This is a genomic window from Pseudarthrobacter sp. NPDC058329 (assembly GCF_042879835.1).
Classification (GTDB): Bacteria; Actinomycetota; Actinomycetes; order Actinomycetales; family Micrococcaceae; genus Arthrobacter.
Window position 1 is genome coordinate 111,680 of the sequence record NZ_JBHVZR010000006.1, and the last position, 16,003, is coordinate 127,682.

Below are 16,003 nucleotides of genomic sequence, written 5' to 3' on the forward strand. Positions count from 1 at the left end.
TTTCCTGTGACCAGGGATCAGGAACCGCGATGCGGAGACTCACCTTCGACGCGCAAATTCATCGACGCGCCGGAATCCGGGCCGCGTCAGCGAATACGCGCGTCGATTCTGCGGCAGGGTGTCGAAACTCACCCGGCCGTCAGGATGACGCCTCGCGCCGGGCTGTTGCCACTGCCTCCGCGACGCCGGCCGTCCAGGGTTCGCCGTGCCCGGGCAGCACCAGGGAAGCGCCGGTCCGTGCCAGCGGCGTCAGGGTTTCCAGGTTCTGCCGGCTGTCCATGGTGGCAGCCCCTGCCACGATCCGCGGCCCCGTGCGTCCGGTATACGGGTCCAGCGTTACCAGGGCGTCGCCGCTGAACAGCACATCCCGGTCCCTCAGGTACAGCCCGCAGTGCCCGGCAGTGTGGCCGGGGGAGAACACCACCTCGGGGTGTCCCGGCACCGGCAGGATGCCAAGTTCGGCTGGAAACAGGGTCAGGTCGTCCACGCCCTTGACCCGCAACGCCCCGGCCTTGGTCATGCTGGCCAGGACGGGCAGGCCGCCGGGGTGGGCCAGCGCAAAGACGAAGCGGGACTTCTCGTGCTGGTAGCGGTAGGGGTGGCGGGCGATGAAGGAGTCGCCGCCGTGGACCCAGACCGGGATCCTGAACTGCGTGTGCAGCCGGTGCGCCAGCCCCAGATGGTCAAAGTGGGCGTGGGTGAGGACCACGGCCTTAATATCGCCTACCGCGTGCCCCAAAGACCGGACCGATCCCTCCAGCGTCTTCCACATGGCCGGCAGCCCGGAGTCCACCAGGGTCAGCCCGTCGGGGCTCTCCACGAGGTAGAAGTTGACGAAGGCCTCGGAGACGCAGTGGACGCCCTCGGCCACAGTGGTGAAGGACGCCCTGCCCGAGGTGGCCTGCGTCATCTCCGCGCTCCCGCTGCCCGCCGAAGCGCCCGCACCGCCACAACGCCGCCCAGGCCGGCCAGCACCCAGGGCCCGCCCACCAGGAGCGGGTCGATCCACTGGTGGTTCACGTCGGCCCGCTTCTTCCCAAGCCGGGAGCCAACGCCGTTCCGGGAAAATTCGCTGAGCACGCCCGTCCCGGTCACCGGGTTGTCCGGCCGGAGGGTGGCCAGCGAGGCAAGGTGGTGTTCCATGGCGTCCACCCGGTCCGCGGCAATAAGCAGCAGCCAGTGCGCGGCCCGGCCCTCGCTGAACCTGGCATAGGCGTACTTCCGGATGGCACCCGACGTCCCAGCAGGCGGAGTGGAGGTGCCGAAGACAGGTGTCACAAACGCATGCTCGATGGACCTCTCGCGGGGCCACTTCTCTTCCTGGCGTTCCGGGAAGTCCCAGTGCGCACCGGTCTGGATCCCGGGCTGCTCGCGCGGGAAGGAGGGCCGGTCTGCCGGGTCCAGGTCCACGCCCCATCCCGGGATGCGGGCCCGCAGCTCCTCCACGGACTCCTTCAAGGCAGGCTTGCCGGCGGTGTAGGGCGTTGGTATCTCAGCCATGGTGCTCGTCCTTTCAGGCTGGGGTGGAAACGATAAGGGGTTTGATGCAGCCATCAAGCTTCGCCGAGAACATGTGGTAACCCTCCGCAATATGCTCCAGCGGGATGCGGTGGGTGACGATGTCGCTGGGCTTCAGGTACCCGTTCCGGATGTGCTCGAAAAGCCGCGGCCACTGCCGTTTGACCGGACACTGGTTCATCCGCAGCGTCAGGCCCTTGTTCACGGCGTCGCCGAATTTCACGGCACTGAAAAGTGGGCCGTACGCGCCGACCACGGACACGGTGCCGCCTTTCCGGACGGAGTCGATGGCCCAGTTCAGGGCGATGGGGGATCCGCCCTGCAGCTTCAGTTTCGCGGCGGTGACGTGCTGCAGGAAGTTGCCGTCCGCCTCGGCACCCACCGCATCAATCACGACGTCGGCACCCAGGTAGTCAGTGGCTTTCTTCAGGTGCACCACAATGTCGTCGTACTCCACGAAGTTGTACGTTTCGGCGTGGGCGAAGGTCCGGGCCTTCTCCAGTCGGTACTCCAGGTGATCGATGACGATCACCCGGCCGGCGCCCATCAGCCAGGCGGACTTGGCCGCGAACAGGCCCACCGGCCCGGCGCCGAAGACCACCACCGTGTCGCCTTCTGTGATGTCCCCGAGCTGGGCGCCGAAATAGCCGGTGGGAAGCGCATCGGTGAGCAGGACGGCGTCCTCCTCGTCCATCCAGTCCGGAATCCCGGCAGGCCCCACGTCAGCGAAAGGGACACGCACAAACTCAGCCTGGCCGCCGTCGTACCCTCCGCAGGTGTGGGAGTAGCCGTAGATGCCGCCCACCGCCGTCGCGTTCGGGTTCACGTTGTGGCAGTTCGAGAACAGGCCGCGGGAGCAGAAGTAGCAGGAGCCGCAGTAGACGTTGAAGGGGACCATCACGCGGTCGCCCTGTGCGAGGTTTTGCACCGAGGAACCCACCTCGTGCACCACGCCCACAAACTCGTGACCGAACGTCATACCCACCCGGGTGTCCGGCATCATGCCGTGGTAGAGGTGCAGGTCCGAGCCGCAAATCGCCCCCGTGGTGACCCGGACAATCGCGTCGTTGGGGTGTTCGACCCTGGGAATGTCTTTTTCTTCGACCCGGATTTTGTACGGGCCGCGGTAAACCATTGCTCGCATGTGTGCCGCCTTGATGGTGGGCTGGCAGTGCGGTTCCGTCTTGGGCAGGAACAACCCCGCTGCTGGAGGCGCACCGCCCGCCCTACGTTTCCACCTCGGGCTGGAGTTGGTCAAGGGTCCGCGCGCGGGTACTGATAGTGCGCTCCAAGCTGCTTAGGGCGTCCGACGGCGGGTAGGGGCAAGGTGAAAGGTGCACCGATCGAAGGGGCGGAAGAGTGTCAAGGGAAACGCGAACCACGCCGGCGACGGCCGTCGGAGCGCCGGCCAGGGCCCCGGCCTTTTTGTTCGGCATGGGCATCGGCGGTTTTGTGGACGGCATCGTCCTGCACCAGGTGCTGCAGTGGCACCACATGCTCAGCCACACCGAAAGCGGCAACACCAAGACTGTGGCGGGCCTGGAGCTAAACACCCTGGCGGACGGCCTGTTCCACAGCGCCATGTGGGTCCTGGTGGTGGCCGCGGCCGCCCTCACCGTGCGTGCCCGGCAGCAGGGGCGGCTGTCTGCCCGCTGGAGATTCCACACCGGCTTGGCCCTGTGTGGCTGGGGTGCCTTCAACATCATCGAGGGCCTCATCAACCACCAGCTGCTGCAGATCCACCACGTCCGGGACGACCTCGGGGGGCCGCTGGCCTGGGACCTCGGCTTCCTCGCGGTCAGTGTGGTGCTCGCTGTGGGCGGGTGGCTTTTGTACCGGAGTAGTGCAACGTCTGGTCAAAGCGGCGGACATGATGCAGGATAGTAAGCATGCTGACTAACTCGGCTGCCGGCGCGTATCGGCGTGACAGCAATTCCGGCCACGGACAGGTCCAGCAGTAACCGGGCCCGCAGCGTGAACCGGCAACAGAGCACATAACGAGGAGAGAATTATTTATGTACCTGCATACTGAACTTCTTATCAACGAAATTGCTGCCGATGAGCCTGATCCGGCAGCTGCTAACGCCCTGCAGGAGGGCCTGGGCGGCCAGTTCGGTGAAATGCGCACCATGATGCAGTACCTGTTCCAGAGCATGAACTTCCGCGGCGACCCGGCCTCCAAACCCTATAAAGACCTGCTTCAGGGCGTGGGGACCGAGGAAATCAGCCACGTCGAACTTATCGGCACCACTATTTCCCAGCTCCTGGACGGTTCCCCGCGCTACCAGGGGAAGAAGACCGATCCCGTGGACCAGCCCGGCGCCAAGGGTGCCACGCCGCTGAAGATCGCGCTGGACACCAGCAACATCCACCACTACCTGGTGGGCGCCCAGGGCGCGCTGCCCGTGGACGCCGCAGGGAACCCGTGGAGCGGATCCTACGTCTACAACAGCGGAAATTTGGTCCTGGACCTGCTGTACAACCTGATGCTGGAATCCACCGGCCGCCTGCAGAAATGCCGCATCTACGAGATGACCGAGAACAAGACGGCCCGCTCCACCATTGCCTACCTGATCGTCCGGGACCAGGCGCACGAGAACGCCTTCGCCAAGGCGCTGGAAAGCCTCGGCGTGAACTGGGGCAAGGTCCTGCCCATCCCCAAGACCAACGCCGAGCAGTTCCCCGAAGTCAAAAAGCTTCTGGACAAGGGCCTGCAGAGCATCCAGTACACCTTCAGTGCGGACAACCTCAGCCAGGCGGGGAAGCTCTACCGGGGCGCGTCGCCGTCGAACGACGGCACCGAACTGAGCACCGAGACCATGCCCACGGGCGTCCCCATCAAGATGTCACCGGAGCGCAAGGAAGAGTTCGCCCCGGGACTGGACCCGGAGCTGCTCGCCCTCATCCAGGCCACCGCCGAAATCGAACTCAAGGACGCTGACAACCCGAAAGAGGCAAAGGGCTAGACCAGAGCCCAGCAAGAAGCCCCCTGCCGGCCGGTACCCAGAATGAACCGGCTGGCAGGGGGCTTCGTTGCGGGTGCTTATTTGTTGGGGTCCGGATCCCGTACGTCGCGTTCACCGATGTCGGCCGCGCCAAGGGCGGCGGCCACGGGCCCGTGCACAGGCTCGTGCTCCCGGATGCTGAGCTCGGGGTGGTGCAGGTCCAGGGCCGGCCGCTCAGAGCGGATCCGGGGCAGCGAGGTGAAGTTGTGGCGCGGCGGCGGGCAGGACGTGGCCCACTCCAGTGACGCACCAAAGCCCCACGGGTCATCCACTGTGACCTTCTTGCCGGTCCGCCAGGTGATGTAGACATTCCACAGGAACGGGATCAGGGACGCTCCGAGCAGGTAGGAGCTGATGGTGGAGAACTGGTTCATCAAGGTGAAGTTGTCCTCCGGCATGTAGTCGGCGTACCGGCGGGGCATACCCTCAACACCGAGCCAGTGCTGGATCAGGAAGGTGCCGTGGAAGCCGAGGAACAGGAGCCAGAAGTGGATTTTGCCCAGCCGCTCGTTCAGCATCGTGCCGGTGAACTTGGGCCACCAGAAGTAGAACCCGGCGAACATGGCGAACACCACGGTGCCGAACACCACGTAGTGGAAGTGCGCCACCACGAAGTAGGAGTCGGAGACGTGGAAGTCCAGCGGCGGGGAGGCGAGGATGATGCCGGTGAGGCCGCCGAAGAGGAACGTGATCAGGAAGCCCAGGCTCCACAGCATGGGCGTCTCGAAGGTCAGGGAACCGCCCCACAAGGTACCGATCCAGTTGAAGAACTTCACGCCGGTGGGCACCGCGATGAGCATGGTCATAAACGCGAAGAACGGCAGCAGCACCGCGCCGGTGACGTACATGTGGTGGGCCCACACCGTCACGGACAGGGCGGCAATCGCAATGGTGGCGTAGACCAGGCCCTTGTAGCCGAAGATCGGCTTGCGGCTGAACACCGGGAAGATTTCCGAGACGATGCCGAAGAACGGCAGCGCGATGATGTACACCTCGGGGTGGCCGAAGAACCAGAACAGGTGCTGCCAGAGGATGGCGCCGCCATTGGCCGGATCGTAGATGTGGGCGCCGAACTTCCGGTCCGCACCGAGCGCGAACAGCGCGGCGGCCAGCGGCGGGAAGGCCATCAGCACCAGGATGGACGTGACCAGGGCGTTCCAGGTGAAGATCGGCATCCGCCACATGGTCAGGCCCGGGGCGCGCATGCAGATGATGGTGGTGATGAAGTTGACCGCACCGAGGATGGTGCCGAAGCCGGACAGCGCCAGGCCGAACACCCACAGGTCCCCGCCGATCCCTGGCGTGAACGTGGTGTTGGACAGCGGCGCGTAGGCGAACCAGCCGAAGGACGCAGCACCCTGGGGTGTGATGAAGCCGGAGGTGGCGATGATGGAACCGAAGAGGAAGAACCAGAAAGCCAGCGCGTTCAGCCGGGGGAACGCCACGTCCGGCGCGCCGATCTGCAGCGGCATAATCACGTTCGTGAACCCGGCGAACAGCGGGGTGGCGAACATCAGCAGCATCGCGGTGCCGTGCATTGTGAACAGCTGGTTGTACTGCTCCTTGGTCTGCAAAATCTGCATGCCGGGTTCAAACAGTTCGGCGCGGATCAGCAGCGCCATCACGCCGGCCAGGCAGAAGAACACAAACGAGGCGATCAGGTACAGGTATCCGATGGTTTTGTGGTCGGTGGTGGTGATCCAGTTGACCACCATGCTGCCCTTGGGCCGGCTGACCACCGCAGGTGCGGCGGTTGCCGACGTTGTGCCCATGTTCTGGCCGGTGGTGGTCATTACGGTTCCGTCCTTTGTTGTGCCTGTTCCAAGGCTGGCCGTGCCGGATTCCGGTCGTACTCATCGCCGCGGATGCCGGTATTGCCCTTGGCCCGGAGGTCGGCGATATGGCTGTTGTACTCCTGTTCGGTCACTACCCGGACCTTGAAGAGCATCTCGGAGTGGTATTCACCGCAGAGTTCAGCGCATTTGCCGGTGTATTCACCGGTGCGGGTGGGGATGATGTCGATGTACCTGTTGAACTGGTTTTCGCCGGGGTACATGTCCCGTTTCTGCATGAACTCCACTACCCAGAAGGAATGCTGGACGTCACGGGAGTTCAGCTGCAGTTCAACCTTTTTGTCCACCGGCAGGTACAGGGTGGGCAGCCGGTCAGGCGTGCCGAAGTTGCCGTCCAGGTGGGCCTGCACGCCCGGGTCCTCATGGACGTCCTCTTTGACGTAGTTGAAGTCCCACGCCCACTGCTTGCCGCGCACATCGATGACTACGTCCGGGTCCTCGAAGCGGTCGTCCATGGCACGCTGGTCACGGTCGGTGAACACAAAGAAGACGCCCACCACCATGAGCGGTACAGAGAGGTAGAAGACCTCGAGTGGGAGGTTGTAACTCATCTGCCGCGGAAACCCGACAGTATCTTTCCTGCGGCGGTACGCGATGACGCACCACAGGATGAGCCCCCAAGTGATCACGCCGATAATCAGCGCCGCGATCCACGAGTTCACCCACAGGTCGGTGACCAGCGGGGTGTGGTCCGTGATGTCCCGTTCGGCGGGCAGCCAGCCCCGCTGGACCTCCGCTGAACAGGAAGTCAAAGCCAGCAGGGCAGGAACAGGAATGAGAGCGGCACCACGCCGCCGTTTCGGGGAGTTCTTTCCAGTGCTGCTCACCGCGGTTCCCTCCGGAAATACCCAGAGGCCCAGCTGCATGAGCCCAATAACCCATGGCTCTGGCCAGTGGTTTTGAGCCCACCCTAGCGCGGGATGGAGGCGGATGGAAGAGGCATAAAACCGTTCCTGGGTCCGCCCGCTGGGTACCGAAATCAGGGGGCAGCCCGGCAAGGGGCGGCCGACGGCGGCGCGGAACTATGCCGTCGGGCGTCACTTCGGCTTGGCCCCACCGTGGGGCGCCGCGTCAGGGCGTCCCGCTCATGATTTCCCTGGCGGCCATGGCCAGCAGGTCCCGCTGGACGGCAGGAAGGGAGATCAGCCCCTCCACGTAGGCATTGACCTCATATTCGCCGGCGGCACCGCTCATGCTGAAGTACTGCAGCCAGAGCTCGGAAACGGTGATGTCGGCTTTTAGCAGGGTGGAGTTGAGCTGGCTGCGCTGCTCCGGCTCGTGCGGCTCGAATCCCATGGCTGTCCCCCCTGATAAGCGTGGTCTGGCGCGCCGCTTCCCGGTCGCTTCAAGCGACGTTGGGGTAGCTGCTGAGGATGTAATCGGCCGCGGCGGGACCGGTCATGTGCAGCTGGGAGTGGTTCACGTCCACGCCGCAGCGCAGCATGCCCGCGCGGAAGGCCTGGTCCGATTTGGCCCGGAAGCCGTGCAGCGACGCCCAGCTGATGTAGAGACCGTAAAGGCAGTCAGGGCCTAGCGGGTGTTCGGCTTCAGGGTCATGAATGGTGGCTTGTTCAAGGAACTGCTGGAAATGCGAGGACGGCATGAAGGCTCGATCCGGTTTCTGCAACATATGCCGCCGGCTTGCTCCAGCGGCTACTTCCCTGACCGATGCAGAAGGGCCAGGGATGGCGGGATTTATGCCCGCCACGCTCCCGAATCTACCCGCGGCGGGAAGGGAAGTACAGCCTCCCGCCGCCGTCGGGCCTGAGGGGCGGAAGGGCGGCGCCATCGCACGCCCGTAACAATGGACGGGTCTTCCCAACTTTTGATAAGCGTGCTTATTATGTTCTTCCTGCGACGGCATGCAGAGCCCGTCAGTACATTTCCTTGGGCTGCGCCCGGGGACAGCTAAAGGGCTCTTATGCACCTGCTCCCGTCCGAGTACTCGAAGCCCAGCCATGTGCTGATCCACGTGAGCGACCCGCATTTTGTGGAAGAGGGGCTGCCGTACGGCGGGCCTTATCCCCAAATGGGGCTGGTGGAAGTCCTCGATGCCCTCCGCCGACCGAAAGTGAAGGCCCTGCCATGAACGATTTCCTGAGTGACGCTTTGGATGGGCATGAGCCACTGAGCGATCCGCTGGAAGAGGTGAACCTGCGGCTGGCCGTAGCCGCGGCCGATATCGCAGAGCTGCGCGCTGAGGTCCTCCGGCTGGACCGGGACCTGGATGAATCCCGGCGGTTGAACCTGAGGGCAGCGGAGTTGCTGGACCTCGTCCACGTTCAATTGGCCGGCAACAAAGCTCTTCCATTGCCTGGGGAAGTGGGGCAGCTGATCACGTTCGAGAAGGCCCACGCGAACCCGGCCAGCCCTGCCGGGCCCCGCTGACGAAAGCGCCAACCTCGAAGTACTGGTAAACGGTGCCGTCACGCTGGCATGCTTCTGGGACGAAGGTTCCCGGCTGGAATGACAAAGGACGACGGCGATGGACGGCTCACAAGCGGAAGGCGCCCCGGCACAAGCTGGGGATATAGCAGCGGACGCCGGACGCCGTCGTACGTTTGGAATAGAGGAGGAACTTCTGCTGGTGGACTCCGGCAGCGGAAGTGCGGTACCGGCAGCGGGTGCACTCCTGAACCTGTACGTCCGCCCGATGGACTTGAGCGCCGGTCCTGTCCTTACGGCTGAGTTCCAGCAGGAGATGATCGAGGTGGTCACGCCACCGCACTCCACCTTGGCAGCCCTCCAGACAGACATCGTTGCCGGGCGGGCCATTGCGCACCAGGCTGCGCAGGACGTAGGGGTCAGGGTAGCCGCGCTGGCCACTTCTCCGCTTCTTGCTAATCCCCATCCCGTGAAGCTCCGGCGGTTCAAGGCCATCACGGAGGAATATGGCCTGACCGCCCGCGAGCAGCTCACTTGCGGCTGCCATATCCACGTTTCAGTGGAGTCAGCGGAGGAGGGGGTGGCTGTGCTGGACCGGATCCGGAACTGGCTGCCGGTGCTGATCGCCCTTAGCGCCAACTCCCCGTTCTGGCACGGCCAAGACACCGGGTACGCCAGTTACCGTTCCCAGGTCTGGAACCGATTGCCTTCCGCCGGTCCGCTGGAAATCCTCCGCACCCCGGAGAGCTATCTCCAGCTGGTCCACGACATGGTGGCTACCGGCGTCGCGATGGACGAGGGGATGATCTACTTTGACGCGCGCCTCTCGCGGCATTACCCCACGGTGGAGATCCGGCTTGCCGATGTGTGCCTCCGGCCGGAAAACACCGTGCTGCTGGCAGGCGTTGCCCGGGGTCTGGTGGAGACCGCGGCGCGGGAATGGCGGGAAGGAACTCCGCCAAAGGTTGTATCTACCGCGCTGCTGCGACTGGCAAGCTGGAAGGCGAGCAGATGGGGCCTGCGGGGTGAGCTGCTGGATCCGGTGACAAGCCGGCCGGTGCCGGCGCTCGCCGTCGTAAATTCCCTCATGAGCCACATCGGCGCGGCGCTGGCGGACATCGGTGACCTGGGGCGGGTGGAGAGCCTGGTGGACAGTCTGCTCGACGCCGGGACCGGAGCAGTGCGGCAGCTCGAGGTCCTGCACCGCACCGGGGACCTGGCGGACGTTGTGCGGGATGCCGCCGACTGGACGGTGGGGGTCCCTACCGAAGAAGGCTAAAGGGCAGCGTTGCGCGGGGCGAACATGATCACGGCGACGCCGAGCAGGCAGATCGCCGAACCTGCAATGTCCCACCTGTCCGGCCGGAAGCCGTCAAAGACGATGCCCCACACGAGGGAGCCGGCCACAAACACCCCGCCGTAAGCTGCCAGAATCCGGCCGAAGTGTGCGTCCGGCTGCAAGGTGGCAGCGAAACCGTAAATGCCCAGGGCAATAACACCCAGTCCGGCCCACCACCATTCCTTGCCCTCCCGGACGGACTGCCAGACCAGCCATGCGCCGCCAATCTCAGCGGCGGCGGCAAGAATAAACAGCAGGATGGTCTTTGCGATAGTCACAGGACTTATTTTGGCAGGTGGCCCGGGCTAGGACCTGGTTGTGTCCGCCTCGTGCGGAAGGACGACGTCGTCCGCGGCCCGGGCTGCGAAGGGAAACAGGAGGAGCAGGAGACCCAGGCCCGCAGCCGCCCCGACAAGCTGGGCGATGACGAAGGCGGGCACCGAGGCAGGTGCAATGCCGGCGAAGGTGTCGCTGAAGATGCGGCCCACGGTCACGGCGGGGTTCGCGAACGAGGTGGAGGACGTGAACCAATATGCGGCCCCGATGTAGGCGCCCACCGCCGGTGCGGCCAGGACGCCCCGCTTCGTGGCGGCGAGTGCGAAGATCAGCAGGATGAGCCCCGCCGTTGCAACAACTTCACCGAGCAGGTGCCCGCCTGTGGCGCGGTCCTTGCCCGAGATGGAGGTACCCACCTCAAACATGGCGTTAGCCACCACGCTGCCGCTGATGGCACCGAGCACTTGGGCGGCCACGTACGTGCCCAGCTCCGGCAGGGTCAGGCCGGTGCCGCTGCGCCGCCCCAGGATCCAGTCCACCAGCGAGACCACCGGGTTGAAGTGCGCGCCGCTGACCGGACCAAACACCAGGATCAGGACGGTCAGGCCCAGCACCGTGGCCGTACTGTTCTGCAGCAGCTGCAGGCCGACGTCGTTCGGGGAGAGCTGCTGGGCCATAATTCCGGAGCCGACGACGATCATCACGAGCAGGCTGGTGCCAAGAAGCTCGGCAACCGCACGGCGCCACAACGGCGGCTGGGTGGTAGTCATGGCACCAAGCTTGACTCAACAAATTACCTCAGTCAAAATTGAGTCAATGAGAACTGAGCCAGCTGAAGCGTTCCGGTTGCGGGTTGCCAAGCACGCGGCGCTCGCAGATCCGGCGAGGCTCCGCATTGTGGACCTGCTGACCCTCGGTGACTTCTCACCCACGGAACTGCAGGCCGAGCTGGGAATGCCGTCAAACCTGCTGTCCCACCATCTGCGTGCCCTGGAGGAGGCGGGTCTGGTGGCCCGGCAACGCTCCGAGGCCGACAAGCGGCGAAGCTACATCCGCCTGGCTGCCGGTGCGCTGGAAGGCCTGGCGCCCGGCGTCGAACACGCCGCCACCCGCGTTCTGTTTGTCTGCACCCGGAACAGTGCCCGCTCCCAGCTTGCGGCCGCCCTTTGGAAGCGGGCCAGCGGCATCCCCTCCACTTCGGCCGGAACGCACCCAGGAGACCGCATCGCGCAGGGGGCCATCGACGTCGCCCGCCGCCATCGTCTCGACCTCCCCAAGGTGCCGCCGCGCAGACTCGAGGGAGTGCATGACGGCGATTTCGTCATCACCGTCTGCGACAACGCCCATGAGGAGTTGACCGGTCTCGGCGGAGCGCACTGGTCCGTACCGGATCCGCTGCGGACCAACACCCAGGAGGCCTTCGAGTCCGCCTTCGAGGACATTTCCCACCGCATCAACGACCTCGCGCCGCGGGTGCGGGCGGCCTGAGAATCCCTTGCACTGCATATTGACAATCATCAATGTAATGCCCGATACTTCCTGCATCGATAACCTTCAATATGTGATGCAGGAAGTGCGGGCATGACCACTCAACGGCCGGTCCACCCCTCACTGATTACAGGAGCAAAACAATGAGCACCGACACCGCCAAAAAGCCCTCCGTCCTGTTTGTCTGCGTCCATAACGCAGGCCGGTCGCAGATGGCCGCCGCGTTCCTGACCGCCCTCGGCAAGGGCGGGATCGAGGTCCGTTCCGCTGGATCCCAGCCCGCCGACAAAATCAACCCCGCTGCCGTCGAAGCAATGGCGGAGGTGGGCATCGACATGTCCACCGAGATCCCCAAGGTCCTCACCACCGAGGCCGTCAAGGAATCAGACGTGGTGATCACCATGGGCTGCGGCGACGAATGCCCGTACTTCCCCGGCAAGCGCTACGAGGACTGGGTCCTGGAAGACCCGGCCGGCAAGGGCGTGGAATCCGTCCGCCCCATCCGCGACCAGATCAAAACCCGTATTGAGGGACTGATCGCGTCCCTCGTACCCGCCTCATAACCCGCTGGACAGGGGAGGAGGTGAGCTGACATGAGGACAGGATGCTGCGGCGACTCAGGCTGCTGCGACGATGACCAGGACTGCTGCTGACCACACCGGCCAACCGCACCACCCCGGAGAGACCGGAGAAACTTGAGGACAGCATGGATTCAGTGAAGCGACTTCCGGTCGCCGTGATCGGCGCCGGCCCCGTCGGGCTGGCCGCGGCCGCCCACCTGCTTGAGCGCGGCCTGGAGCCGCTCGTCTTTGAGGAAGGCACGACGGCGGGCGCGGCCATCGAACAATGGCGCCACATCCGGTTGTTCTCACCTTGGCGCTTCAACCTCGACGCCGCCGCCCTCCGCCTGCTCGAAGCCACCGGCTGGGAGTCCCCCCGGCCCACTGCACTGCCCTACGGCGGCGAGCTCATCGACAACTACCTCGCACCGCTCGCCGCCTTGCCGCAGATTGCCTCCCGGCTGCAGACCGGCGCGCGCGTCGTCGCTGTCACCCGGCAGGGGCTGGACAAGACCCACGTCCGCGGCCGGGACACCACCCCCTTCACCGTCCGGGTGGAGCACGCCGACGACGAGACCCGCGACCACACCGTGGCTGCGGTCATCGACGCTTCCGGCACCTGGTCCCGTCGCAACCCGCTGGGAACCTCCGGCCTGCCCGCTATCGGCGAGGACGCTGCAGCGGACCGGATCTCGGCGCCACTACCGGACGTCACCGGCCGGGACCGTGCAGACTTCGCGGGGCGCCGTGTCCTGGTGGTCGGGTCCGGGCACTCAGCGGCCAACACCCTCATCAGCCTTTCCGATCTCGTCAAGGCAGAGCCGGAGACCCGCATCCTCTGGGCCGTCCGTGGTAACTCCGCCGAAAAGGTCTACGGCGGCGGCGACGCCGACGGGCTGCCGGCGCGGGGCCAGCTCGGCGGCCGGGTCCGACGCCTCGTGGAGGCAGGCAAAATCGAACTCCACACCAGCTTCGGGATCAGCTCCCTGAAAGCCCTGGACTCAGGCGTGACCGTTGAATCCGTTGACGGCCGCACCCTGGAAGCAGACGTCGTGATTCCCTGCACGGGTTTCCGCCCGGACCTGGACATCCTGCGCGAACTCCGGCTCGACCTCGACCCCGCCGTGGAAGCGCCGCTGGAACTCGGGCCCCTGATCGATCCTGAGTTCCACTCCTGCGGGACCGTCCCGCCGCACGGTGCGAAAGTCCTGGCCCACCCGGACAAGGACTTTTACATCGTGGGCATGAAGTCCTATGGCCGGGCACCGACCTTCCTGCTGGCCACGGGCTACGAGCAGGTCCGCTCCGTGGTCGCGGCGTTGGCCGGAGATCACGAAGCCGCCGATACCGTGCAGCTTGAACTGCCCGAGACCGGCGTCTGCTCCACCGACGCCGGCACCAGCTGCGACGTCCCGGCACCTGTGCTGGTTGGCTTCCCCACGGGGCTGACCCACGGCCGCTCCGGCCAAACATAAAAGCCGGGTGCAGCACATGCGCCAGTTGGCCGGACCGCATATCCAGGCACACCGAAGCGCGTGCCGGGCCGATGACCTATCTGTTCAACTGGACACGGATTCCCGCGTCTGCCGCCAGGCGGTCCAGGCTGCATAGCTGCCGGCGAGTTCGACGACGTCGTACCCGGCCCGGCGCAGGGCACTGGCAGCCACCGAACTCCGGGCCCCGCTTTGGCAGTAGGTGACGATCGTGCCTTCGCCGGGCACCTCGTCGAGGTGCCACATGGCGCGCCCGCCGCTGAGGTGGTGGGAGCCGGGGATGTGCCCGGCAGTGTGTTCGCTGCGGTTCCGGACATCCAGCACCATGGCCGCGTCAAAGCCGGTAAGGTCCGCCGGCCGGATCAGCTTCGGGGTGGACGTGGGCAGACCTTCCATGCCAGTGACATAGCCGGCGACGTTGTCAATGCCGACGCGCACCAGGTGGTCCCACATGACCTGCGCTGCTGCCTGGTCAGGGGCGAGGAGCACCAGGGGGTTCTTGTCGGTTTCGGGGTTGACCACCCAGGCGGCATAGCTGGCCACCGACTTGCCGGCGGGAACGTTCAGGGAGCGGGCGACGGTGCCTTTGTGGACTGCTCCGTTGGGGCGGGTGTCGACAAAAGTGGCCTTGCCCTCGGCGAGGTCCTGGGCGACCTCGGCACGGTCCAGTTCCGTGAGCGGGGCGCGTCTGCCCAAGATGGCCGGCCCTTCACGGTTTTCGCGCTTCATCCGGGCGAAGTAGGAGTGCGCGTCGGGCTGGCCCTCGAGCAGTTCGTCGATGAAGCCCTGCTCATCATTGGAAGCCAGATATTTGCCCCACCAGGCGAAGCGGCGTTCGTAACCCACCGTGGAGGAAGGGACGGCACCCAAGGCCTTGCCGCAGGAGCTGCCGGCGCCATGGGCCGGGTGGACCTGAACATAGTCCGGCAGGGTCAGGAACTTATCCCGCAGGCTCGCGAAGAGCTGCGTGGCTCCCACGAAACGGGTGTCGGTGCCGCCGGCTGCCTCGTCGAGCAGGTCCGGGCGGCCCAGGTCACCGGAGAAAACGAAATCGCCGGAGAGCAGGTAGCCGGGTTGGTCACTGAACGCGCCGTCAGTGACGAGGAAGGACAGGTGCTCCGGGGTGTGGCCCGGAGTGTGCACTGCCCGGATGCTGATGTTGCCCATGGTGATCTTGCCGCCGTCGTAAAGGCGTTCGCCGCCGAACCCGTACTGCCAGTCGGGGCCGCCCTCGCCGGAGACGTAGATGGTGGCGCCAGTGGCGGCGGCCAGTTCCCGGGTTCCGGAGAGGTAGTCGGCGTGGATGTGGGTCTCGGTGACGGCCACGATCTTCAAGCCGTTCCTTTTTGCCAACTCCTGGTAGACGGCGATGTCGCGGCGGCCATCAACAACAACGGCTTCACCCTTTGCCTGGCAGCCGACCAGGTAGCTGGCTTGGGCCAGATCGTCGTCGTAGATGCGCTCGAAAAGCATCTGGTGCCCTCCTCCGAAATGAGGTGGTCTTTGCCATGATTCTAATACCCCAACTGGCGGCCGTTTCGAAGGCCTTGACCGGGCGGCGAACGTATTGACAGGGCCCACTTGCGGGCGCACCCTGATACCGCTGGGTGTCAGCGTTGGCGGCAACGGCTCACGGCAGTCCCGCCAGCCATCACACCCGGAGCCGTTCTGGGCGCTCCGGACAAACAGTTTCAAATGCTCCCTGTTTGGAGAACGAAATGACAATCAATGGCCTTGAAGCCAAGTCCTTCGACGAGCCCGATGAACAGCGCCGTCCGCCGAAAACCCAGGTCGATGTGGTCAACCTCGGCGACACCACTTTGGGCAGGTTTACTTTCGAGCCGGGGTGGAAGTGGTCCGAGACGGTCAAGACCGTGGTCCACACGGACAGTTGCCAGGTCAATCACGTGGGAATCTGCTCCGCCGGAACGCTGACGGTGAAGATGGAAGATGGCAAAACCACCACGATTACCCCCGGCAAGGCCTACACCATTCCGGCCGGCCACGATGCCTGGGTCGAAGGCGACGAGACGTTCGTGGGCTACGAAATCATGAGCGCGGCGGTCTTCGCCAAGCCGGCCTGATT

19 protein-coding genes are annotated in these 16,003 nt (G+C 65.1%); 9 read left to right on the forward strand and 10 right to left on the reverse strand.

Annotated elements, in window-relative coordinates:
• Positions 1–139 precede the first annotated feature (139 nt).
• Genes ACFVYC_RS10585 through ACFVYC_RS10595 form a run of 3 tightly spaced genes read right to left on the reverse strand, consistent with a single transcriptional unit; the run spans position 140 to position 2,662 of the window.
• Complete coding sequence (locus ACFVYC_RS10585) at positions 140–910, reverse strand: MBL fold metallo-hydrolase (RefSeq protein ID WP_387549622.1); 771 nt, start codon at positions 908–910, stop codon at positions 140–142.
• Positions 907–1,500, reverse strand: a complete 594-nt coding sequence (locus ACFVYC_RS10590; protein WP_387549623.1) for a hypothetical protein — start codon at positions 1,498–1,500, stop codon at positions 907–909. The genes ACFVYC_RS10585 and ACFVYC_RS10590 overlap by 4 nt, the downstream gene beginning before the upstream one ends.
• 13 nt (positions 1,501–1,513) lie before the next feature.
• Positions 1,514–2,662 carry a zinc-dependent alcohol dehydrogenase gene (locus tag ACFVYC_RS10595; protein ID WP_387549625.1) on the reverse strand — a complete coding sequence of 383 codons (1,149 nt, stop codon included), beginning with the start codon at positions 2,660–2,662 and terminating at the stop codon, positions 1,514–1,516.
• Between the two features lie 215 nt (positions 2,663–2,877).
• On the opposite strand from ACFVYC_RS10595, the gene ACFVYC_RS10600 reads away from it, so the two are divergent.
• Positions 2,878–3,402 carry a DUF2243 domain-containing protein gene (locus ACFVYC_RS10600; RefSeq protein ID WP_387549626.1) on the forward strand — a complete coding sequence of 175 codons (525 nt, stop codon included), beginning with the start codon at positions 2,878–2,880 and terminating at the stop codon, positions 3,400–3,402.
• A 131-nt stretch (positions 3,403–3,533) separates the two neighbouring features.
• Complete coding sequence (locus ACFVYC_RS10605) at positions 3,534–4,484, forward strand: manganese catalase family protein (protein WP_387549628.1); 951 nt, start codon at positions 3,534–3,536, stop codon at positions 4,482–4,484.
• A gap of 77 nt (positions 4,485–4,561) precedes the next feature.
• Here the strand turns inward: ACFVYC_RS10605 and ctaD are convergent, their stop codons facing one another.
• From ctaD to ACFVYC_RS10625, 4 genes are all read right to left on the reverse strand, one after another.
• Positions 4,562–6,295, reverse strand: coding sequence for a cytochrome c oxidase subunit I (gene ctaD, locus ACFVYC_RS10610; RefSeq protein WP_387549803.1), 1,734 nt, complete (start codon positions 6,293–6,295; stop codon positions 4,562–4,564).
• Positions 6,296–6,315: 20 nt separating this feature from the next.
• The gene (locus ACFVYC_RS10615; protein ID WP_387549629.1) at positions 6,316–7,203 is read right to left on the reverse strand and encodes a cytochrome c oxidase subunit II; all 888 of its coding nucleotides are present in this window, start codon (positions 7,201–7,203) and stop codon (positions 6,316–6,318) included.
• Positions 7,204–7,447: 244 nt separating this feature from the next.
• Positions 7,448–7,672, reverse strand: a complete 225-nt coding sequence (locus tag ACFVYC_RS10620) for a hypothetical protein (RefSeq protein ID WP_387549631.1) — start codon at positions 7,670–7,672, stop codon at positions 7,448–7,450.
• A gap of 49 nt (positions 7,673–7,721) precedes the next feature.
• Positions 7,722–7,979, reverse strand: coding sequence for a hypothetical protein (locus ACFVYC_RS10625; RefSeq protein ID WP_387549632.1), 258 nt, complete (start codon positions 7,977–7,979; stop codon positions 7,722–7,724).
• Between the two features lie 318 nt (positions 7,980–8,297).
• Here ACFVYC_RS10625 and ACFVYC_RS10630 point away from each other — a divergent pair, with 318 nt between their 5' ends.
• The 3 genes from ACFVYC_RS10630 (at position 8,298) to ACFVYC_RS10640 (ending at position 10,040) form a co-directional block, all read left to right on the forward strand.
• Complete coding sequence (locus tag ACFVYC_RS10630) at positions 8,298–8,465, forward strand: hypothetical protein (protein ID WP_387549634.1); 168 nt, start codon at positions 8,298–8,300, stop codon at positions 8,463–8,465.
• Complete coding sequence (locus tag ACFVYC_RS10635) at positions 8,462–8,764, forward strand: hypothetical protein (RefSeq protein ID WP_387549635.1); 303 nt, start codon at positions 8,462–8,464, stop codon at positions 8,762–8,764. The genes ACFVYC_RS10630 and ACFVYC_RS10635 overlap by 4 nt, the downstream gene beginning before the upstream one ends.
• A 97-nt stretch (positions 8,765–8,861) precedes the next feature.
• Positions 8,862–10,040 (forward strand): glutamate--cysteine ligase, encoded by a 1,179-nt coding sequence (locus tag ACFVYC_RS10640; protein ID WP_387549637.1) that lies wholly within the window; start codon positions 8,862–8,864, stop codon positions 10,038–10,040.
• On the opposite strand, the gene ACFVYC_RS10645 is transcribed toward ACFVYC_RS10640, so the two are convergent.
• On the reverse strand, positions 10,037–10,378 hold the full coding sequence (locus tag ACFVYC_RS10645) for a YnfA family protein (RefSeq protein WP_387549639.1): 342 nt from the start codon (positions 10,376–10,378) through the stop codon (positions 10,037–10,039). The genes ACFVYC_RS10640 and ACFVYC_RS10645 overlap by 4 nt on opposite strands.
• A 27-nt stretch (positions 10,379–10,405) precedes the next feature.
• Positions 10,406–11,146, reverse strand: a complete 741-nt coding sequence (locus ACFVYC_RS10650) for an aquaporin (protein ID WP_387549641.1) — start codon at positions 11,144–11,146, stop codon at positions 10,406–10,408.
• Between the two features lie 46 nt (positions 11,147–11,192).
• Between ACFVYC_RS10650 and ACFVYC_RS10655 the strand changes: the two genes are divergently transcribed.
• The 3 genes from ACFVYC_RS10655 to ACFVYC_RS10665 all read left to right on the forward strand — a co-directional run bounded on the left by ACFVYC_RS10655 (position 11,193) and on the right by ACFVYC_RS10665 (position 13,899).
• On the forward strand, positions 11,193–11,864 hold the full coding sequence (locus ACFVYC_RS10655; RefSeq protein ID WP_387549643.1) for a metalloregulator ArsR/SmtB family transcription factor: 672 nt from the start codon (positions 11,193–11,195) through the stop codon (positions 11,862–11,864).
• 143 nt (positions 11,865–12,007) lie between these two features.
• Positions 12,008–12,427, forward strand: a complete 420-nt coding sequence (locus tag ACFVYC_RS10660) for an arsenate reductase ArsC (RefSeq protein WP_387549644.1) — start codon at positions 12,008–12,010, stop codon at positions 12,425–12,427.
• 143 nt (positions 12,428–12,570) lie between these two features.
• Complete coding sequence (locus tag ACFVYC_RS10665) at positions 12,571–13,899, forward strand: FAD-dependent oxidoreductase (protein ID WP_387549646.1); 1,329 nt, start codon at positions 12,571–12,573, stop codon at positions 13,897–13,899.
• A gap of 84 nt (positions 13,900–13,983) precedes the next feature.
• On the opposite strand, the gene ACFVYC_RS10670 is transcribed toward ACFVYC_RS10665, so the two are convergent.
• On the reverse strand, positions 13,984–15,390 hold the full coding sequence (locus ACFVYC_RS10670) for a rhodanese-like domain-containing protein (RefSeq protein ID WP_387549648.1): 1,407 nt from the start codon (positions 15,388–15,390) through the stop codon (positions 13,984–13,986).
• A 245-nt stretch (positions 15,391–15,635) separates the two neighbouring features.
• Here ACFVYC_RS10670 and ACFVYC_RS10675 point away from each other — a divergent pair, with 245 nt between their 5' ends.
• The gene (locus ACFVYC_RS10675; RefSeq protein ID WP_387549650.1) at positions 15,636–16,001 is read left to right on the forward strand and encodes a cupin domain-containing protein; all 366 of its coding nucleotides are present in this window, start codon (positions 15,636–15,638) and stop codon (positions 15,999–16,001) included.
• The last annotated feature ends 2 nt before the right edge of the window (positions 16,002–16,003 follow it).